At 34.3% G+C, this 21,587-nt stretch carries 21 protein-coding genes and 2 pseudogenes; 5 read left to right on the forward strand and 18 right to left on the reverse strand.

Annotated features, from left to right (window positions below):
* Positions 1-12: 12 nt before the first annotated feature.
* Complete coding sequence (locus F8162_RS23170; RefSeq protein ID WP_088096366.1) at positions 13-252, reverse strand: DUF2584 family protein; 240 nt, start codon at positions 250-252, stop codon at positions 13-15.
* Positions 253-435: 183 nt separating this feature from the next.
* A complete protein-coding gene (locus F8162_RS23175; protein WP_001119409.1) occupies positions 436-693 on the reverse strand; it encodes a hypothetical protein in 258 nt (85 codons plus the stop codon).
* A 316-nt stretch (positions 694-1,009) separates the two neighbouring features.
* Here F8162_RS23175 and F8162_RS23180 point away from each other — a divergent pair, with 316 nt between their 5' ends.
* The gene (locus F8162_RS23180) at positions 1,010-2,065 is read left to right on the forward strand and encodes an enoyl-CoA hydratase/isomerase family protein (RefSeq protein WP_151630304.1); all 1,056 of its coding nucleotides are present in this window, start codon (positions 1,010-1,012) and stop codon (positions 2,063-2,065) included.
* 207 nt (positions 2,066-2,272) lie between these two features.
* Positions 2,273-2,905, forward strand: coding sequence for a LysE family translocator (locus F8162_RS23185; RefSeq protein WP_151630303.1), 633 nt, complete (start codon positions 2,273-2,275; stop codon positions 2,903-2,905).
* A 70-nt stretch (positions 2,906-2,975) separates the two neighbouring features.
* Here F8162_RS23185 and F8162_RS23190 read toward each other — a convergent pair whose 3' ends face one another.
* The 8 genes and pseudogenes from F8162_RS23190 to F8162_RS23225 form a co-directional block, all read right to left on the reverse strand.
* Entirely contained in the window at positions 2,976-4,436 is a 1,461-nt protein-coding gene (locus F8162_RS23190; protein ID WP_151630302.1) for a CoA-acylating methylmalonate-semialdehyde dehydrogenase, read from the reverse strand.
* Between the two features lie 36 nt (positions 4,437-4,472).
* Positions 4,473-5,363 (reverse strand): NAD(P)-dependent oxidoreductase, encoded by an 891-nt coding sequence (locus tag F8162_RS23195; RefSeq protein ID WP_120340731.1) that lies wholly within the window; start codon positions 5,361-5,363, stop codon positions 4,473-4,475.
* Between the two features lie 16 nt (positions 5,364-5,379).
* Positions 5,380-7,089: an acyl-CoA dehydrogenase family protein gene (locus tag F8162_RS23200; RefSeq protein ID WP_151630301.1), complete on the reverse strand. Its 1,710-nt coding sequence runs from the start codon at positions 7,087-7,089 to the stop codon at positions 5,380-5,382.
* A 154-nt stretch (positions 7,090-7,243) separates the two neighbouring features.
* Positions 7,244-8,152, reverse strand: a complete 909-nt coding sequence (prpB, locus tag F8162_RS23205) for a methylisocitrate lyase (RefSeq protein WP_151630300.1) — start codon at positions 8,150-8,152, stop codon at positions 7,244-7,246.
* A gap of 18 nt (positions 8,153-8,170) precedes the next feature.
* Positions 8,171-9,607: a 2-methylcitrate dehydratase gene (gene prpD, locus F8162_RS23210; RefSeq protein ID WP_151630299.1), complete on the reverse strand. Its 1,437-nt coding sequence runs from the start codon at positions 9,605-9,607 to the stop codon at positions 8,171-8,173.
* 98 nt (positions 9,608-9,705) lie between these two features.
* Complete coding sequence (gene mmgD, locus F8162_RS23215) at positions 9,706-10,827, reverse strand: citrate synthase (protein ID WP_151630298.1); 1,122 nt, start codon at positions 10,825-10,827, stop codon at positions 9,706-9,708.
* A 395-nt stretch (positions 10,828-11,222) separates the two neighbouring features.
* Positions 11,223-11,413, reverse strand: a pseudogene (locus F8162_RS23220) (hypothetical protein); the annotation flags it as partial.
* A gap of 68 nt (positions 11,414-11,481) precedes the next feature.
* Positions 11,482-12,627 (reverse strand): MFS transporter, encoded by a 1,146-nt coding sequence (locus F8162_RS23225; RefSeq protein ID WP_151630297.1) that lies wholly within the window; start codon positions 12,625-12,627, stop codon positions 11,482-11,484.
* Positions 12,628-12,865: 238 nt separating this feature from the next.
* On the opposite strand from F8162_RS23225, the gene F8162_RS23230 reads away from it, so the two are divergent.
* Positions 12,866-13,147 carry a hypothetical protein gene (locus F8162_RS23230; protein ID WP_151630296.1) on the forward strand — a complete coding sequence of 94 codons (282 nt, stop codon included), beginning with the start codon at positions 12,866-12,868 and terminating at the stop codon, positions 13,145-13,147.
* A 237-nt stretch (positions 13,148-13,384) separates the two neighbouring features.
* Here the strand turns inward: F8162_RS23230 and F8162_RS23235 are convergent, their stop codons facing one another.
* A complete protein-coding gene (locus tag F8162_RS23235; RefSeq protein ID WP_151630295.1) occupies positions 13,385-15,910 on the reverse strand; it encodes a transglycosylase domain-containing protein in 2,526 nt (841 codons plus the stop codon).
* A 466-nt stretch (positions 15,911-16,376) separates the two neighbouring features.
* Here F8162_RS23235 and F8162_RS23240 point away from each other — a divergent pair, with 466 nt between their 5' ends.
* Positions 16,377-16,586 (forward strand): KTSC domain-containing protein, encoded by a 210-nt coding sequence (locus tag F8162_RS23240; protein ID WP_151630294.1) that lies wholly within the window; start codon positions 16,377-16,379, stop codon positions 16,584-16,586.
* A 68-nt stretch (positions 16,587-16,654) separates the two neighbouring features.
* Here F8162_RS23240 and F8162_RS23245 read toward each other — a convergent pair whose 3' ends face one another.
* From F8162_RS23245 to F8162_RS23260, 4 genes are all read right to left on the reverse strand, one after another.
* Entirely contained in the window at positions 16,655-16,867 is a 213-nt protein-coding gene (locus F8162_RS23245; RefSeq protein ID WP_151630293.1) for a YqaE/Pmp3 family membrane protein, read from the reverse strand.
* A 236-nt stretch (positions 16,868-17,103) separates the two neighbouring features.
* Positions 17,104-17,736: a DUF6944 family repetitive protein gene (locus F8162_RS23250; RefSeq protein ID WP_151630292.1), complete on the reverse strand. Its 633-nt coding sequence runs from the start codon at positions 17,734-17,736 to the stop codon at positions 17,104-17,106.
* 186 nt (positions 17,737-17,922) lie between these two features.
* Positions 17,923-18,630, reverse strand: a complete 708-nt coding sequence (locus F8162_RS23255) for an SDR family oxidoreductase (protein ID WP_151630291.1) — start codon at positions 18,628-18,630, stop codon at positions 17,923-17,925.
* Between the two features lie 231 nt (positions 18,631-18,861).
* Positions 18,862-19,197, reverse strand: coding sequence for a hypothetical protein (locus F8162_RS23260; protein ID WP_073518359.1), 336 nt, complete (start codon positions 19,195-19,197; stop codon positions 18,862-18,864).
* A gap of 209 nt (positions 19,198-19,406) precedes the next feature.
* Here F8162_RS23260 and gerPF point away from each other — a divergent pair, with 209 nt between their 5' ends.
* Positions 19,407-19,622 (forward strand): spore germination protein GerPF, encoded by a 216-nt coding sequence (gene gerPF, locus F8162_RS23265; RefSeq protein ID WP_001141565.1) that lies wholly within the window; start codon positions 19,407-19,409, stop codon positions 19,620-19,622.
* Positions 19,623-19,840: 218 nt separating this feature from the next.
* Here gerPF and F8162_RS23270 read toward each other — a convergent pair whose 3' ends face one another.
* From F8162_RS23270 to F8162_RS23275, 3 genes and pseudogenes are all read right to left on the reverse strand, one after another.
* Positions 19,841-20,176, reverse strand: a complete 336-nt coding sequence (locus tag F8162_RS23270) for a YolD-like family protein (protein WP_151630290.1) — start codon at positions 20,174-20,176, stop codon at positions 19,841-19,843.
* A 412-nt stretch (positions 20,177-20,588) separates the two neighbouring features.
* Positions 20,589-20,996 (reverse strand): annotated as a pseudogene (locus F8162_RS29145) (hypothetical protein).
* A 232-nt stretch (positions 20,997-21,228) separates the two neighbouring features.
* On the reverse strand, positions 21,229-21,450 hold the full coding sequence (locus F8162_RS23275) for a hypothetical protein (protein WP_151630289.1): 222 nt from the start codon (positions 21,448-21,450) through the stop codon (positions 21,229-21,231).
* Between the last annotated feature and the right edge of the window lie 137 nt (positions 21,451-21,587).

Consider the following 21,587-nt stretch of genomic DNA (forward strand, 5'->3'; position numbering starts at 1 on the left):
TTCCTGCTCCTTTTAATTTACTGATTTTAGTGATACGAGTTGATAGTTTATTGTAGTTTTTCCGTTTTCCCACTCTAACTTTTGTATCATTGCACTACCAATTCTTTCTTCATTTGATTTATATAAAGGCAATATTTCTTGAAGTGTAAATAAGTGATAACCATCCAATTTTAATTGAAATATGTTTTCTTCTATATGTAATCTTACTTCTTTTTCATTTGAAATAATTTTTGTGTGCATCTCAAATTTCATGACAGATACAACCCCTTTTTCTATTCTCTACATTATTAATAGTATATTGGCTATGCAAGATTGACAAGTAAATACACGGCAAAGTACATACTTTTCTATTGCTATATGTTTTTTATTTTTACATATATTACGGTATGTGAAATTTTATTTATTTTAAAAATAAAAATGTCTCATGTGACATCTTTATTTTTGTATAAAGTCTTTCATTACATAATATAAAACTGTAATTAAAACGATCGCTACAAAGAATGAAAATACAGCGACTATGTACCCATCCTTATTTAATAGAATGCAAAAAGAAATAGATATGATAAAAATCGGAAATACAAGTCGTACTTTATCCTTCACTTCCTCTGTCGTATCTGTATGATGAAAATACTGCGTTATCCCTATCATTAAAGAAGACAAAATAATCACCGACAATAGTAAAGGTCCTGGCATCCCGATTTCTCCTTTCTCTATTTCTAATGAAATGCAATTTTTCTTTCATCATAATCACTTCAAATACTCTTTTTGAAGTGATTATGCACAATTTACACATATATAATAGCGTGTTTACCATGATAACTTCAAATAATTACAATTACAGTAATGTTGTAATATTCATTTTCAACCTCAGAAATCCTGCAAATATATCTCGTCAAAATATGCGGTGTACAAATTAACATGTACCGTCAACTTTAGACAAAATTTATAAAGGACATTTCAATACGTATCAAGAATTAAGAATAAGAAGATATGTAAGGGAGGATGAATTATGACTGAACACGTTTTATTTTCTGTTAGTGAAAACGGCGTTGCATCAATTACTTTAAACCGCCCAAAAGCACTTAATTCTTTATCTTATGACATGTTACAACCAATTGGGCAAAAACTGAAAGAGTGGGAAAATGATGAGCGAATTGCGCTTATCGTATTAAAAGGAGCTGGCACAAAAGGTTTTTGTGCAGGCGGCGACATTAAAACTCTTTATGAAGCGCGTTCAAATGAAACTGCATTGCAGCATGCGGAACGTTTCTTTGAAGAAGAGTATGAAATTGATACATATATTTATCAATATAAAAAACCAATCATTGCTTGTTTAGATGGAATTGTAATGGGTGGTGGTGTCGGTCTTACAAATGGTGCGAAATATCGAATTGTAACTGAGCGTACGAAATGGGCAATGCCAGAGATGAATATTGGCTTCTTCCCAGACGTCGGTGCTGCTTATTTTTTAAATAAAGCTCCAGGGTTTACTGGCCGATATGTTGCTTTAACGGCATCTATTTTAAAAGCTTCTGACGTATTATTTATAAACGCTGCTGATTACTTTATGACATCTGATTCATTACCAAATTTCCTCACTGAGCTTGAAAATGTAAATTGGCATAAAGAAGATGATGTACATACTAATTTAAAAGAAGTCATTCGTACATTTGCAACTGCTCCAAACTTAGAAAGCGAGCTTGCTCCTTTATTAGAAGAAATTAATTCACATTTTGCATTCGATACAATTGAAGAGATCACCCATTCATTGGAGAAAGCTCAAAGTTCCTTTGCTTTAAAAACAAAAGAAACGCTATTATCAAAATCCCCTATTTCATTAAAAGTAACATTAAAACAATTTATTGATGGACAAGATAAATCCGTTGAAGAATGTTTCGCTACCGACCTTGTACTTGCTAAAAATTTCATGAGACATGCAGATTTCTTCGAAGGAGTACGTTCTGTTGTCGTTGATAAAGATCAAAATCCGAATTATAAATATAAGCAGTTAAGTGATGTTTCAGAAGAAGATGTAAATCGATTCTTTAACTTACTTAATGCATAAAGTGAAACTTTCATAAGTGGTGGGTTTCCGCTCTCCAATCGCCCGTTTATACGGGATAAACCTGAGGCTATATAGTCGTGTAATGTCACGACTATATAGCCTCTTTATTATTTAATAATTTTTAATAAAATTTAATTTTATTAAATCAAAATATGTGCTACACTATTTTTAATCAAATATTCTAAAAATAAAAAAGGAGGAGCGACTATGATTGAAAATTTTTTTCTTTTCATCATTATGTCTATTTGTCTTATTATTTTACCCGGTCCTGATACTGCAATGGCGACGAAAAATACATTGGTTGCCGGTAAGGTGGGCGGAGTAAAAACAGTGTTCGGTACATGTGTTGCACTTTTGATTCATACTTTAGCAGCAGTAATCGGACTTTCCGCAATTATTGTAAAGTCAGCGCTTTTATTTTCTATTTTCAAGTACGTTGGAGCTCTATATTTAATTTATATTGGCATTAAAGCCCTTTTAGCGGTAAGAAACAAAGAAGGCGTTGATACGAACGATATATCTTTAAATAATGAAGATGAACATACTTCTTGCTTTCGTCAAGGGTTTCTTACGAATTTATTAAACCCTAAGGTTGCAGTCTTCTTTTTAACCTTTTTACCGCAATTTTTAAATCCAAATCATAATACGTTTATCCAACTTCTCGTAATGGGTCTTACTTACCTCGTTTTAACCGTCATTTGGTTCGCTTTTTATATATTTTTAATTGATAAAATTAGCGCTTTTATGAAAAAACCGAAGACGCAACGTTATATTCAAGGGTTAACAGGAATCGTCTTAATTGGTTTTGGTATTAAACTTGCTTTTGAAAAAAGTAATTAACAAGACGAAAACCACCACTATTCCTAGTGGTGGTTTTCATTTAATAACTGATTTGGCTGTCTACTCTATATTAAAACCAGCGCTCAGTTACAACTTTTTTACGCGTATAGAATTGAACGCCATCTGTACCATTTGTACCTAGATCACCAAAGAATGAAGCTTTATTTCCTGCAAATGCGAAGAATGCCATTGGAGCTGGAACATTTACGTTTACACCGATCATACCAGCATCGATGTTATCTCGGAACATTTGTGCATGTTTACCATTTGACGTATAAATAACCGCACCATTTGCAAATTTAGATTGATTTGTTAGTTTAATACCTTCTTCTAAATCTTTAACACGTACAATGCTTAATACTGGAGCGAAAATCTCATCTTGCCAAATTTTCATTTCTTGATTTACACCATCAAAGATTGTCGCACCTACAAAGTAACCTTCGCCAACTTCTTCTTTAATTTTACGGCCATCTACTAATAAAGTAGCTCCATCTGCTACACCGCTATTAATATAGCCTAATACACGCTCTTTATGAGATTCACGAATTAATGGTCCAACATAGTTATCTTCGTGGAAACCGTCACCTACTTTTAACTTCTTCGTCTCTGCTACTAGTACGTCGATGAATTCATCAGCAATTTCATCTACTACCGCTACTACTGAACATGCCATGCAACGCTCTCCACTACTTGCAAATGCAGAGCCAATTACACCTTGTACTGTTTTCTCAAGATTGCAATCTGGCATTACGATCGCATGGTTTTTCGCACCAGCTAACGCTTGTACACGTTTCCCGTGTTTCGTACCTGTTTCATAAACGTAACGAGCTACCGGCTCAGAGCCAACGAACGAAACAGCTTGAATATCTTTATTTTCTAAAATGCTATTTACAACATCTTTTCCGCCTTGTACTAAATTTAATACTCCTTTTGGAAAACCAGCTTCATAGAATAACTCTACAAGTCGCTCTGCTAAAAGTGGCGTTCTTTCAGATGTTTTTAATACGAATGTATTACCGCAAGCAATTGCAAGTGGGAACATCCATAATGGAATCATCATTGGGAAGTTAAATGGCGTAATACCAGCAACAACTCCAATTGGATAGCGCCAAATCGATCCATCAATGCCGCTAGCAATATTCGGTAGAGCTTGTCCCATCATTAAATTTGGTGCTGATGTTGCAAGTTCTACCGCTTCAATACCACGCTGTACTTCACCAGTTGCATCCGTTAATGTTTTACCATTTTCGAGCGTAATGATTTTTGCAAGCTCTTCTTTGTTTTCTTGTAAAAGCTGTAAATATTTATACAATTGTCTTGAACGGTTCGGAACTGGTACTTTAGACCATGTTTCATATGCTGCTTTTGCCGCTTCAACAGCTTTTTCAACATCTTCTTTCGGAGATAGCGGAACGTAAGCGATAATTTTTCCAGTCGCCGGATTCGGAACTGCTTCTACTTCTGTACCAGTAGATTCTACCCACTCACCATTAATATGATTTTTTACTCGTTTAATTTCAGTTGTAATCATTATATTCTCTCCTTTTTTATGATGTATATAAGTCTATTATTTTTGATTAGAAATTAATTGTTCACTAACTTTCTTATATAAAGCAGCCATATCGTTTTCACCATATCCAGCTTCACTTGCTTCTTCATATACGTTTAATAGCATTTCGCTTACTGGTAAGTGAAGTTCGCTTTCTTTCGCTAAATCTACTGCAAATCCTAAATCTTTCTTTAATAAATTCACAGTAAAGCCTGGATCGTAGTTTTCAGTTGCAATGAAACTTTTATAATTACGCTCATAAATTCTACTTTGACCGTAACTTACATTTAAAATATCAAACATTTTATCTAAATCCATATTATTCTTTTTCGCTAATGTTAAAGCTTCACTCACACCAGCTGTATAAAAACCAATTAATAGGTTATTAATTAATTTAACTGTTGTACCACTATCAATCTGCTCACTAACATGGAAAACATTCGCGCCTAGTACGCCCATGATAGATTCCGTTTTCTCATATACTTCTTTCGATCCACCAACCATAAACGTTAATGTACGGTTTTCGGCTCCAATTACCCCACCACTAACAGGTGCTGCTAAAAAGTCTACTTTCTTTTCCTTTGCAGCTTCCTCTAACTGTTTGTTTAATTGTGGAGATACAGTACTTGTATCAATTAAAACTACATTCGAGTGACTATTTTCAAATAATCCTTCTTCCCCAAAATACACCGCTTCAACAGCTCGAGGTGAAGGTAAACTTGTAAAAATTACATCGCATGTTTCTGCTAGTTTTGAAATTGATAAGCCGATAATTCCTCCTTCACTTTCAAAGGAAGCTTCAGCCTCTTTATTTAAATCCACGCCATACACTGTGTAACTCGATTTAACTAAATTTTTAGACATTGGAAGACCCATGTTACCTAAACCGATAAAACCAATCTTTTTCATATCGCTTTCCTCCTATTTACACAATATACTTTCCGCGATTTATAATAGCTTTCGCAATTTCTCTCTTTTTTGTAAATACGTTCGTGTATAAAGGCACTAATAATTGACGAATTTCAGTTAAAATCACGTGTCTATCTTGTTCTTCTGTGACAGCCGCTGAAAGGATAGAAATCGCTGCTTCTTCTACTTTGCGGTAGCCTTCTTCACAAATAACGTCAGTTATCATTTGTTTCGTACGCTCTTTCTCTTCACCATTTTTACTAATTGCTTTACTCGTACGTAAAAATGCTGATTCCATGACGTACACGTCAGTTAACATATTTGATAGTACACGTGAATATTCTTGCTCTTGATCAATTTTTAACCCTGGAGTTTTAGAGAGCGTTTTCAAAGATTGTTTTAACAATTTTTTCGCTAATAAAATGTAACGATGGTTTCTCTCGACATTTGCTACATCGGTCTCTACTTCTGTATCTTCAATTTGTTCCATTTGCTTCATTAACATTTTAGCAACTGTTAATCTATTAATTTCGTTCGTTCCTTCAAAAATACGACTAATTCTAGCGTCACGATATAATCGTTCTACCTCGTACTCTTGCATATAACCGTAACCACCATGAATTTGCACAGCTTCATCTACAATATGACCAAGTGTTTCAGAAGCATTTACTTTATTAAGTGCACATTCAATTGCAAATTGAGACATTTTCTTCATTAGATCTTCATCACTCTCATGAATTGCTTCATCAATTACACCTGCTGTACGGTAGGCTGCACTTTCTGCTCCATATGTAGCAATGGTCATATTTGCAATTTTCTCTTGAATCATCGTAAAGTCTACTAATTCCGTTTGGAACTGTTTTCTCTCTTTTCCATATTGAACCGACAAACCAATTGCTTGTTTTGCTGTTCCAATATTTCCAAAAGCAAGCTTTAGTCTAGCAAAATTTAGAATATTAAGAGCTACGTGATGCCCTTTGCCAACTTCTCCCAAAACATTTTCAGCAGGGATGACAACATCTTCTAAAATAAGGGTAGCCGTTGAAGAACCTTTAATCCCCATTTTCTTTTCTTCTAGTCCAATAGATACACCTTCACATGTTCTTTCGACAATAAACGCTGTCATTCCTTTATTTGTCTTCGCAAAAACAACGTATACATCTGCCATATGAGCATTTGTAATCCACTGCTTCTCACCATTTAACTTCCAAGCAGTACCATCTTCATTTAATACTGCACTCGTTTTTGCACTTAAAGCATCAGAACCAGCATTTGGCTCAGTTAAAGCATAAGCCCCAATCCATTCTCCAGACGCAATTTTCGGCAAATATTTTTCTTTTTGTTCTTTCGTTCCGTAATATATGTAAGGCAATGTACCTACACCAGCGTGTATATTAAAGGAAACGCTAAATGCACCAGCATATCCCATTTTTTCTGCTACAAGCCCTGAAACTGCCTTTCCTAACTCAAACCCGCCAAACTCTTCTGGGACCTCGATACTTAATAATCCAAGTTCTCCAGCTTTCTCAAATAATTGACGAGAAATTTTATAGTTATGTTGTTCAATATTCTCCATTTGTGGAACAATTTCTTGTTTAACGAATTGTTCTGTCGTTTTTGCGATTAAATCTTCATCTCCTGAAAAATCTTCTGGCGTAAAGAAAGTATGATTCACATCTTTATTAAGTGAAAAAAATTCATCCCACGGTAACTTTGTTTTCTCCATCTGAATCCCCCTATCATTTCGGCCTTACTTGCTACTACATATGCTCGTCTACGATGAGTGGAATTTCTTACTTTTGAAAACAGAAGGCGATGAATTTTCACATCAAGCAGTTCGTTTTGCCAAAGATGTATTCTCATCGCCTTAGTTGTTTTATCTATTGATCCTCTGATAATACTGTTTTTGCAATTCCAGTATCTAATTGTTCAAAGTCATGATATGAAATTGTTTCATATAACTCACTTCTCGTTTGCATACTTGAAAGTGCATCTTTTTGAGAACCTGTTTCCTTAATTAAAGTAAACACATTCTCATATGCTTTCGCTGCAACGCGAAGTGAAGTTACAGGATAAATAACCATTTGGAAGCCCATATTCGCAAATTCCTCTGCACTATAATAAGGCGTTTTCCCAAACTCAGTCATATTCGCAAGTAATGGTGCATTTACTTTACTATTAAATAAACGGAACTCTTCTTCTGATTGAAGTGCTTCAGGGAATATCGCATCTGCACCTGCTTTTACATAAGCGTTCGCTCTTTCGATCGCTTCATCTAAGCCTTCTACACCACGAGCATCTGTACGTGCCACAATATATAAGCTTGGTGCAACTTCTTTAATCGCTTTAATCTTTTGAACTAATTCTTCTGTCGTAACGAGTTTCTTACCATTTAAATGTCCACATTTTTTTGGTAATTGCTGATCTTCAATTTGAACAGCTGCTACTTTTGCTTCCACCATTTCTACCGCTGTTCTCGCTACGTTTAAAACACCGCCAAATCCTGTATCAATGTCAACAAGAACTGGTAAATCTGTAGCTCTTACTAGATCCCTTGCTCTCTCTGCTACTTCAGTAGACGTCACGATTCCTAAATCAGGTAGCCCTTTACTTGCAGTATAAGCAGCTCCTGATAAATAAAGAGCTGAGAATCCTGTATTTCTGGCAACTAAAGCTGCCATTGCGTCATGAGCACCTGGAATTTGCAAAATTTCATTTGCTTCTACTAAAGCTCGGAAGTGATTCGCAAGCTCTTCTTGTGTTGACTGTTTATCCACAACCCAAGCCATTCTAAATTCCCCCTATTATTAAATTAAGAATAGATCTACAAATTCGTTTACATTCATATTTTCTAATTTTTCTTCATTTAAACAAACTTCATGAATTTGTTCTTGTTGCTTATTAGAATAATGACCTGCCATATTCGCAGTGAATTTTTGAACAACTTTTGGAATCGCTTCGTCTCTACGGAAACGGTGACCAAGTGGATATTCACATTCCACGCTTTCTGTTACAGTGCCATCCTTGAAATGAACTTGAACAGCGTTGGCGATTGAGCGCTTGTTCGGGTCAAGGTAATCTAAACTGTACTGTTTGTTTTCAACAACAACCATCTTATTACGTAATTCATCTACACGTGGATCATTTGCTACTGCATCCTCATAGTCATCCGCAACGATATCTCCTTTTAATAAACCAATTGCCGTAATGTATTGTAAGCAATGATCACGATCAGCTGGATTATTTAATGGACCTTCTTTATCAATAATACGGATTGCTGATTCATGCGTTGTAATTGTAATACGGTCAATTTCATCTAATCTTTCTTTAATTTCCGGATGTAATTTCACAGCACATTCTGCAGCAGTTTGTGCATGGAATTCTGCTGGATATGAAACTTTAAATAATACATTTTCCATTACATAAGACTCAAGTGGTCTCGCTAATTTTAATTCTTGTTTATTGAATAATACATCTTGGAATCCCCAGCCTGGTGCAGATAAAGCTGTTGGATAGCCCATTTCACCTTTTAGAGCAGTCATTGCAAGATGAACACCGCGGCTTGTTGCATCACCTGCTGCCCATGATTTACGCGACCCTGTATTTGGAGCATGACGATATGTACGAAGACTAGAATTATCAATCCACGCATGTGATAATGCATTAAAGATTTCTTCACGTGTTCCGCCAAGCATTTTTGCAACTACAGCAGTTGTTGCTACTTTTACGTATAATACGTGGTCAAGACCGACACGGTTTAAGCTGTTTTCTAAAGCAAGTACACCTTGAATTTCATGTGCTTTAATCATCATTTCTAATACTTCACGTACTTTTAGCGGTTCTTTTCCTTCTGAAATACGAACACGGCTAATATAATCAGCAACCGCTAAAATTCCGCCTAAGTTATCAGATGGATGTCCCCACTCTGCTGCAAGCCAAGTATCGTTATAGTCTAACCAACGGATCATACATCCGATATTAAATGCACCTTTCACTGGATCAAGCACATATGACGTACCTGGTACACGTGTACCATTCGGCACAACCGTTCCTGGTACAACTGGTCCTAGTAATTTCGTACACTCTGGATATTGTAGTGCTAAAATTCCGCATCCAAGTGTATCAAGTAATACGTAACGAGCAGTACTGAATGCTTCTGCGCTAGTTACCTCTTTATTTAATACATAATCCGCAATCTCTTCTAATAATGCATCTTTTTGTTTAATTTCATTTGTTTTAATCATACTATTCTTCCCTTTCTGTCGAAAATTCGTTATTATTAATGATGGGTGTCGGTCAAACACCCATCTGGCGGGCGGCGCTAACAACTCCCCAGTTGTTCTTATTTACTAAGTACATGTCGCTCGCCAACATAATTTACACGTGGACGGAACAATCGATTGTTCGCATGTTGCTCAATTACGTGCGCACATAGTCCTACTGTTCTAGAGCTAAAGAAGATTGGTGTGTAAAGTTGAATTGGAATACCAAGCATCCAATATACTGGAGCTGCATAATAATCAAGGTTCGGATAAATTCCTTTTTCCTTCTCCATAATTTTTTCTCCAGCTTCACACATTTCATATAGTGTATAATCACCTTTTACATCACATAACTGCTTTAAAGCTTCCTTCATCATCAGTGCTCTTGGATCCATCTTCTTCATGTACACACGATGTCCAAAGCCCATAATTTTTTCTTTGTTATATAGTTTCTTCTGTAACAACTCTTCAAACTTCTCAACATTGCCAGCTTCTAAAAGCATGTACATAACTGCTTCGTTTGCACCGCCGTGTAAGCTGCCTTTTAAAGATGCAACTGCACCTGTTAAAGCACCAAATAAGTCGGATTGCGTTGATGCAATAACGCGCGCTGTAAATGTAGAGTTTGGCATTTCATGTTCACTATATAAAACAAGGGAACGATCAAAGATCTTCTCCTCAAGTTCAGTTGGTTTTTTACCTGTTAACATATAAAAGAAATTCGCGCTATATGATAATTCCTTAAGAGGTTCGATTGGGTCTTCATTATTTAAAATATGATAGCTATTCGCTACAATGTTTGGTACTTTACTCAATAATTTGTACCCACGGCTTTTGTTTACTTCTAACGAGCGGTTTTCGATATCATTATCGTAACCAGCTAATGCGGACACACCTGTACGCAATCCATCCATAGGGTGCGTTTCTTTCGGCAATGCTTTTAATACGTTAAATACACCTTCTGGTACTGCGTATTCTTCTTTTAATTTCTTTTCAAGTGTTACTTTTTCATCCTCATTCGGTAGATGTTCTTCCAATAAAAGGTGCACAATGTCTAAATACTCTTTTGTTTTTGAGAGTTCGATTAAATCATACCCTTGAATTACAATTTCACCTTTCACTGTGTCAAGAAACGATATCTTCGTCTCCGCTGCCACTATACCATCTAATCCCGGGGAAAATTTTTCTTCAGCTTTCATCATTATTTCCTCCAATCCTAATAGATCTTCGTGCACATAACTGTAAGCCTTTACAACATTGTGAAACTACATTTCTATTTCAATGTATCAGAGTTTTTAGAAGATTTCAATTTATTTTATAATGATAAGTTTCCTACACTTTTACCGATGTAACAATACAATTTTTCAAAAATAATTTTCATATTTTATAAAGAAAGGACAGACTTCTTTACACGTCTTATTAAAACAAAATATAAGGATGATTCATAAAATCCCGTTGAATATATCATTCTTGCAGTTTTCTTAAGAGAATAAAAAAAACGAGCTGTACACATATACAACTCGTTTCTCCATGATATATATTTCACTATCTCTTCAATATAATTCTTATATAAAACTTATTTATTTTCAAAAAATTATTATTTTACATAATTCAATTGAATTTCTTCCGTTTCCTCATAGTAGCATTCAACTAAATGATAGTTTTTACAGTACCAAAGATTATAAACATCTCCCAAAATAGAATGTCTTCTTTCTCAACCGATACGATTTCCCAATCTGATTTCTCAGAAACTACCCCTAAAGAATAGTCCGGCTGAATTGAACTATTAATATGTTATCCTTTAACCATTGCAAATCGGTAAGTTCAATTGAAATTTCCATCTTTGTTCCTCTCGTTTACGCAAATTCTTTTTTACCTAATCGCTGTTTTACAAAAATGACAAAAACTATTAAAGCGATTAGTCCTGAAATTGCACTACCTGCAAATAAAATACGGTAACCAAACATTTGCGAAACAACTCCAAGTAAAATCGCACCAAGTCCAATCCCTAAATCAAATGCGGTAAAGAATGAGGCGTTGGCAACCCCTCTTTTACTCGGATCAACAATTGTAAGCATCGCGGCTTGCAGTGCAGGTTGTGCTGAACCGAATCCAACACCGTATAATGCAGCTGCGATAACTACACCCATTAAACTATTTGAAATCGTTAATACAACTATCGCTATAATCGTAATACATAGTGCCGGGAGTATAATAAATACTTCTCCATACTTATCTAATAGTTTTCCTGAAATTGGCCTTACAATCGTTAAGGCAACTGCATATACAAGAAAGAACGTCCCAGGATTCACATCAATTGACGATGCAAATAGCGGTAAAAACGTCGTAATTCCTCCATATGCAAATGATAAAAAGAAAACAACAATCGTAATGGATAGAACGGACTTTTCAAACAGTTGTATTTTTCCTTTTTCTTTTTGTGATGTGAATGGCATTTTCGTCATGAACGATAATAAGACTGCCATAAAGGATAAAAGGGTTGCTAACAAGAATAAGCCGTGAAATGAATAATGTTGTACAACCGATAATCCAACCATCGGGCCGATCGCCATTGCAATTGTCATAGCCATCCCGTACCATCCCATACCTTCACCACGGCGTGAATCTGGAATAATATCAGTTATCGCTGTTCCAACGGCTGTTGTAGAAACAGCCCATGTTACTCCATGAATAACCCGCAAAACAGCTAAAAGGACAATAGTCGACGCTAAATTATAAGAATACATCGTTACCCCAAAAAAGATGAGTCCTAAAATTATAAAGGATCTTCTACCATATTGATCTAACATTCCTCCGATAATCGGTCGTATTACAACTGCAGCTATTGTAAACAGTCCCATCATGAGTCCTACTTGCGATTCATTACCACCTATCTCTTTAATAAAGAGAGGGAGCGTTGGTACAAGTAAATAAAATCCTGTAAATAAAAATAACATCGCGAAAGTCATTTGAATAAATGATTTCGTCCATAATCGTTCCATTAAAATTCCTCCATAAACACGTAAGTTATTGCAATTAACACCTCCATTTTACATTTTCTCGGCCCCTTTTCCCTCCGTAAATAGACGTATCTTTTTATAATAAATGGTCCACCATCAATCTAAATTGGTCTTACGACTTTATATGTGTGTTTTAGCCTAAAGTCCTATCTATATGTACCTTTATATGTGTGAATAGAATATACTATTTTATTATTGAAACTTAGGAGTGATCATTACTATGTGGGTATTACCAAGAATAACTGCAGCGGTTCCATCCGTTCCCTCCATACACGTTCCAGCGGTCCATACGGCAAGTTCGGATGTTGGCATTGAACTCCCTGCAACTTGGCAACAATATCAAATTCCCGGTCAAGTTACTCCCTCATTTTGGCATCATGGCGCACATCCAAGTAGTACCACCTTTCATAGCCAAAGTTATCCTCCACTACCTCAGGCTCAAGTTTTTTATCATTTCCCTTCTATTTATTTTCAAAATTTCTATGGTACTTTTAACATTTAAATTCATCATTGCATAGCTGCTGCATTATAACGAAAATAATACTTCAAATAAAAAATATTTAGTAATTTCACATTACAACTATTTAATCCTAATCCCCTATAAACTGCTTACAATAGAATTTTCTGTAGGAAATCAATAATTAACATTTTAATTTTCTAATTTAAACGATAAAAAAGCACTTAAGATTGTAATTTTTTACAAAACTCAAGTGCTTTTTTATATTTTTATAAAATTTCCTTACTGTCCATTATTAACAGGGGCCTCTCCTGCATTTCCACCAGCATCTGGTTGTGTGGTCGCTGGTGGTGTTGTATTTCCTTGATCTCCTCCATTATTTGCTGGAGGTGTTGTTCCTTGGCCTCCTCCATTATTCGCTGGTGGTGTTGTATTTCCTTGGCCTCCTCCGTTATTTGCTGGAGGTGTTGTATTTCCTTGACCTCCTCCGTTATTTGCTGGAGGTGTTGTATTTCCTTGGCCTCCTCCGTTATTTGCTGGAGGTGTCGTTCCTTGGCCATCCCCATTATTTTGTTCATTTTGTTTCTTTTCTTCTTCTTGTTTCTTTTGCTCTTCTAGTTTCTTTTGTTCTTCTAGTTTCTTTTGTTCTTCTTGCTTCTTAAGCTCCTCTTGTTTCTTTTGTTCTTCTTGTTTTTTTAGTTCTTCTTGTTTCTTTAACTCTTCTTGCTTTTTCTCTTCTTCAGTCTTTTGCTGTTGACCTTGTTTCGGTTGTTCTGTTGTATCCTGTACACTCGTATTTGGAGAAGAATCACGTTTTTCCCCTTTTATACGTAGCTCACTACCTTCTTGGACAACACTATTTGGTATTTTAAAGCGTGATTTGTCAGTAGCAAACTTACTCATCATTTCTTTAAAGATCAACTGTGCAATTTTCGTATTTTTACTACTAATATACTCGTCTTTACCATCTTTCATATATCCAGTCCATACCGCCATCGTATATTGCGACGTATAACCTGCAAACCAACTATCTCTGGTTGCACTTTCTGGAATGTTATATTTCGCTAGTTGTTTTGAATCATAGTTTGTTGTACCTGTTTTACCAGCTACATCTAAAGAACTTATATTTGCTGCTGTACCAGTACCTGATGTTACTACTGAACGGAGCATATCAGTAATCATATATGCTGTTGAGTCAGCTATAACTTGTTTTGGTTTTTGCTCAAAACTTTGTGACTTGCCGTCTGGATAAACTACTTTCTTAACAAAATGCGGTTTTGCATACTTTCCACCATTACCAAATGTCGCATAAGCACCCGCCATTTCAGTTGGTGATACTTCGTTTGTACCAATAGCTGTAGATTCCATCGGTGTTTTATTAAATGTAATACCTAATTTCTCAGAGAATTCCTTCGATTTATTAAGTCCTACTTCTTTTGCAGTTTTAACTGCTGGAACGTTACGCGACATTTTTAACGCTTCACGCATAGTAATTGGACCTAAATGACTTCTGTCCGCATTTCGAAGTTCTTGTCCAGTTGAATATTTAAATGGAGAATCATCAATTTGATGATACGTAGCCCATTTTAAGTATTCAATTGCAGGACCGTAATCAAAGATTGGCTTCATCGTTGAACCAGCTGCACGATCTAATTCAATTGCCATATTATGCCCTTTAAATACTGCTTTATTTTCACCGCGCCCACTACCTATAGCACGAACCTCACCGGTTTTCGTATCCATAAATGTGAAAGCCCCTTGGAATTTATCATTTGGATAATTAATAAGATTTTCATTTAAAATCTTATCCGCAAATTCCTGTGCTTTCGGGTCTAATGTTGTATAGATCTCTAAACCATCTGATCCAATATTAACATCTGGTATTTCCTTTTCTACTTCTTTCACTACTGCATCCATAAATGCAGTATGTGGCATTGCTTGAAGTTCCGTTGCTGTCTTAAGTCCATCTGTTACTTTAACTTTCGAAGCTTCTTCCATTTCTGCCTTCGTAATATAACCATGTCGATTCATTAATTTTAATACAACATCTCTTCTTTCTGTTGCTCTTTGAATATTGTCCGTTTTCGTTGGATCATAGTTATTCGGTGCTTTCGGTAAACCTGCAAGCATCGCAACTTCTGGTAATGTTAACTCTTTTAATTCTTTACCGTAGTAGTTTTGTGCTGCTGTTGCGATACCATATGAACGGTTTCCTAAGTTAATTTTATTTAAATACATTTCTAAAATTTCATGTTTAGAATACTGTTGTTCTAGCTTATACGCTAAATATATTTCCTGAACTTTACGTTTTGATGTTTTTTCCATCGATAAGAAGTAGTTTTTAATAACCTGCTGCGTTATTGTACTTCCACCTTGAGAACCGTAATCTCCTTTAAGACTCACCAAAACTGCACGGGCAGTACCTTTAAAGTCTACTCCGCTATGCTCATAAAAACGTGCATCTTCTGTTGCTAAAAATGCATTTTCTACTAATTTAGGAATTTGATCATACGTAACATTCGTCCGTTTCTCTTTCCCATATTCATATACCAAATCGCCATTTTTATCATAAATTTTTGAGGATAACGGATTAACAAGTTTTGCTTTCTCAAGTTTAGGTGCGTCCTTAATCATTACGAAGAAGGTAGCAACCCCCGCCACTAAACCAACAATACCAAGTAATAAACAAGTAATTAAAAACTTACGAAAGAATGAAGTTTTCCCTTTTGGTTTTTGTGTTTTAGAAGCTGGCTGTTTTTTCTTTTTAACTTGTCGTCGCTCCTCTCGAGAACGATAATTTTCTGACATGTTACTTTCTCCTGCCTTTCAATTCTCCCGTTGATTTACTTAAAAATATTGAGGTCACTTTCTAAACTGAATTTAATTAAGAAAGTATATTGACCTGGAGCATTCAATATTTTCCTAATTCACAGATTATAAATTTTAGAATACTTCTTATACAAACTATTTTCACTTCTATTTTTCCTAATAATGCTGCCCCTTTAAGCATAGGATGTAAAAAGTGAATTTTTCATACCTCGTATAAATAATATACCTTTTTTTCAAATGGTCAATATTTTCTTATTTATAAATCAAAGGTGAAATAAAAATAGCACAACGATATGTACTTCGTGTGAACTTCCTTATAATTACGTATAACGAACATTTAATATATTGCATATAAGTATAATACCTCTTTAATTATATGGATTTCAACACCACAACCTCAACATCTACAAGAAATAATAAAAAATGAAAAGTGAGGAGTTGCGTAATGATGGAGCTATCTCCCGTGATTTCAAAAAATATAGTTGCTGTTGGCTATAATCCTTTTTCTATGATTTTACGCATTCAATTAAAGAATGGAATGTATGATTTCTTTAACGTGCCTGAAAACATTTACACCGGTTTATTAAGCGCACAATCTAAAACTAATTATCACAATACTTATATTAAAAATTCTTACCGCTATACTAAAATTTAAACTTAAACAGAATGAAAAAAAGAAAGGAGGTGGTCCCCCTTTCTTTTTACAATCATTCCACGACTTAGCTATCTTCTATCCCTCTTATTCATTTGATCATATGCTTGAATTTGTTTTTTTAATCTCCGGTCTGCTTTTTTATCATGTACAACTAATATCGCATGTATAACGCCTGGAACCCAAAAAATTAATGTTAATATGAAGTTAATGATTGCTTGAAATGGTTTTCCACAAATTAATACGGCTACAGGTGGTAGTAGAATTGCCAATAAATACATCATCTCTTAAAAACCCCTTGTTTTGTATTTTTTTATCTCTCTTCTTTTCATACGCTAACAAAACCAATTATTTTTATATTTCATACATTCCAATTAAGTATGAAAAACTTTTCTACTCTTATATATTCTATTCAAATGCCTAAAAACCTACTACTTCAATCTTACCACGTATGTAAAATTGAAATTCCCCTTCCTTTATCAAATGTGTATTTTCATATTTTTATTTTTTCTAAACTTTCTTATTTTTCTATTATAGTTAATCCAATCGCAGAAATAGCAGTTCCTATCGCTTGTATCCAAACACCAATGAGTGCTATTATCTTCTCATTCTTTTTATCAATCATACTGTCTCCCTTTTCTATTCCATTCTTCGATACATTAATAATACCTTGATACGCTTGAAGTCCAGCACCTAAACTTTGCAAAGAATTACCTAGTATTATAATTCTCTGTATTGCTTTCATCTGAAGCAAAGCTGCTTCTACTCCTAAAAAAGCACCGATCGATTGTAAACTGTTCCCGACAATTATGAGATAATCATTCTCTTTCAATTGTTCATTTATATTAAAATATGTTCCTATTACATTTGATATATTCCCTAATGCTAATAACTCAATGCCCATTTTATCGAGCATTTCACTTTTATTTTCCAAACACATATTTTGGTTTTCTCTTTCAGCTTCATCTTCGGTATCATTACTCGCTATAATTTGTAATATATACCCGAGGGCTTGTAATGAGCTTCCTACAATTACAAGATCTGATTCAACTTTCTTTTCTCCAATAAACCCTCTTGTCGTCCCAATAGCCGCCGTAAGATTTCCTCCTACTTGAAACCATGCTCCCGTCACTTTTAAACCGCTTGGATTCATTCTTATCACCTATTTAGAAATTTTCTACTGCTTTCGAAATACATAAATGGCATCCTCTTTCTCATATTTATTTTCCACATGTAATTTTGTGCATTCTATAATGTGTTAAAAATACAAAAAAGCACCTTTAAGGTACTTTTTCATACAAAGTGTGTATCACCGAAAACATGCTAATTCAATACATATTTACATACATTCTGGGCATGTCAATGAAGCTCCATTTTTATCTATTGTTATATTTAATATATATTGAATCGCATTATGTGACCACATTTCAGGTGTGGGTGATTCATTTACATACTGTGGTGCACATGAATACAGCATTGGGGTTCTGATACTTCCGCCCGGATCTAAAGCAACAACAGCCATACCATAAGGCAATTCAAGTGCCATAGATTTCGTGATACCTTCAATTGCAAACTTTGAGGCACAATATGGCGCCAGCTCAGCTTCCCCTTCTCGGCCCCAACTAGAACTCATATTAATAATCATTCCTTCTTTCCTAGCTACCATGGCTGGGACAAATGCCCGAATTACATTTACTACACCATTTACGTTTACATTCATTATATTTTCGAATTCTTGAGCGGTTACTTTCCACAGTGGTGCATTTTTATTAACAATCGACGCATTATTTATTAACAAATCTGGTGCTCTATTTTTATGAAGTATATAATTTGCCCAACTACTTACTTGCTGAGAGTCTGAAACATCAATTATTTGAAAATCATGTATATTACCGTAATATTTTTTCAATTCTTCAATTTTTTCTTTTGAACGTCCACATCCATATATATTCCATCCCAATTCATGAAATCGATCAACCATTACACGTCCTAATCCTTGCGTCACTCCTGTAATCATTACAATTTTTCCAATTTCGTTTCGCTTCATGTACCTCTCCTCCTTTACAACATTTTACACCCTTCCTATTCATTCAGCCATTTACTAAAGTATCAACTCATTTCATACTTTAGAAGGAGTTTTTATGTAAACAAAAAGAGTAACCATAACAGTTACTCTTGCTTATATCTCAAAAAATCATTATTTATTTCGTTATTGTTCTTATATTTCAGCTTCTCTCTCCCGCATTTCTCACACCGATACATATAAGCTACACCTAGATTACCTACTTTTATTTAAATTCTCAATCTCATTTTGCAACTTTTTAAATTGCTCAAAATGCATAGTGATAGATTGACTGTTACCATAATCAACACTATGCTTCACAAATAAAACACCAGTGTCATGAAAAATTGCTTCCAGTTCTTTTCTAATGGATACTTTCATTATATGCGCTGTTTTAATAGCCGATAAAATTGCAATTTCATTAAACTTTAATTTTATTTCATTTGGACAAAATGCTTCTTCAACCAAAATAACTTCATTGCTATAAATAAGCGCAACAAGATTACTTGATTTTGCATCTGTTAAATCTACTTTTTTTATAACATTATTCATTACATTTTGCCTCCTTTAATTTCGTATATATCAATTATACAATTGTTATTTTTAATTACTCAACCTTACATTAATTTTAACATACTTTTATTGCGGTATTAAGCTACACTTCAAACATTTTACTATTCCGCAATTTTTGTTACATGAACCATTTGGACTATAAGACCATATAGTATTGTTAACAAATGATTGTAAAGCGGGTGAAAACTATGCCCTCAGTTGTAGGGAATTTAGTTGTACAAAATAGTAACGGTTCATTTAACTTAGGTGATTTCTACAACGTTTCTCCGAAAGAAAATACGAAGGCTTATAATGGATCTGGTGCTTCAAACGTTGGTTTTGTTGTTAATACTTTTAATGGCGTGAGCGCGACTAATACGTTTGATTCTGACCTTGCAGATCAAAACCAAGTGGGTACAGCCTAGTCCTATTTTTTTCATCGTTCTGTTTAAGAATTTTAAATTTGTCTATACTATAATCAGGCTGTTACACAGCTATTGTTGATTTTTGGAGTACCCTATCTTTTTCTCCCTTTCCCTGGGGCTTAGCAGCTAGTATGGAGCTAGCTGCTTTTTCGTTTCATTATATATATCCCTCATCTAACATAACGTAAAGGAAGCTAAAATTTAAATTTCAGCTTCCTTTACGTTATTTCAATAATATCCGCAGTATTAAATACATATGTTTTATAAAAAGCGTCAGTACATATTACAATGCACTTTAGTGGGTTTATATGTACAACTGTCATATAGCTTGTTAGTATGTATCCATCTTCAAAATATGTCACTAATATTTCTTTCTCAGACAATAACGACGTTAATAATTTTTCTGAAATTTTCTCTTTCGCTTCGTTTGTTAAAAGCGTTTTTTTTACTTTAAACTTCTCTCCAATAACCTTTCGCATACTTAACAACTGTTCCGACATTACTGTAAATGGAACCCATTCTCTTTCTTCTTTTTGCACCTTTATATTATTCATTTCTTAATCTCCTTGATCATTTATCCATTTTATTTCATACATATTGTTCTTCGATTATTCTTTCATAATTTCTTGGCTCATATTTATGCCACATTAACAGACAGTAAAGCTCATACCTCAATATTCGCTACAGGCGAGAAAAGTAAATTGAAAATCAACTGTCCGTAAATAATGTTTCACATTCTTTCTAAACCTTATATTATACATACCACAAGAACATTCGTTCTAATTATACACGAACCTACGTTCTTTTGAGAAGAGATATATTTATATTTTTATAATTTAAATCATTTATTTTTTCTTCATCAAATGAGCTTTTCACTTCTTATTTAATAGGACGTTCACAAATCAACTAAAAAAGCGACTTCATACAAAGTGAAGTCGCTTTTTCTAATAACGTATATTTCTATATTTATTTTTCTATTCTGACAAGAGTTCTTTCTGGAATACAAATTTCATCTACATTGAAATGATTTATTTTTAATTTTAACTCTCCCGCTCGTTCTTTACCTTCATCACCAACCCAACAACTGAATAATTCAAAATAGTCCCCATCATTTAAATAGCCTTCCATAATCGAGCATAAAGCTAATAGCTTTTTTTTAGCTTCTTTCTTCTCCCTTGCACTTTGACACTCAACGAGCTCAATGCCCCAACTCGTTGAAACTTCATACGTGTAACTTGTTTGAAATTGAAACTCTTATACAATTTCACGCATACTTTCATCTGAAAAGCACGATCCAAAAACAATTACATCATTAGAATCTGGATCTGTTAACGGAATTTCTACATTGCAACCTATATAACTTGCTAAACTCATTTTTACTTCTCCAATATTCTTATAAAAAACAATTTATATGAACATTTATCTACTCAAATATAAAATGCCTGCCTAAACTAAAAAGTTTTAATTTTCAAGTTTATTAACCATCCATAAACGAAAGCATATATTATAAAGAACGAACTCACAAAATTTCTATGAAAAGAGAGCAATTTAAATACTCTCTTTTCATACATACTGTATAAAACTACTCAAAAATAATTGGCCCTTATTATTCAATAAATTTTGGTTGTACTATTATATGTAACTCTCTCTCTGTTACTGCTTTTTTCGGATTACGAAAATACTCTAATTCGTATTTTAATACTTCATACTCAACCATCCCGATCTTAATCCCTTTCGTTTCATATAAAATCGCTAATAAGTTACTTATATCTTCATCATACGATTCAAAAATTTTCCCTCCGCCTTCTCTTTGAAAGATTACTTTCACATGTTCTCCTCCTACGTAACATATTTATCTATTCAATAATCCATGTAAAAATGTTCATTCTTCCTCTGAAAATTCCATACTAAAAAGAACATCCATTTTATTAGAATGCTCTACTTTCCCCTTCATATAACATCAAT

The sequence above is a fragment of the Bacillus sp. CH140a_4T genome (assembly GCF_008923725.1).
In the GTDB taxonomy this organism is placed as follows: domain Bacteria; phylum Bacillota; class Bacilli; order Bacillales; family Bacillaceae_G; genus Bacillus_A.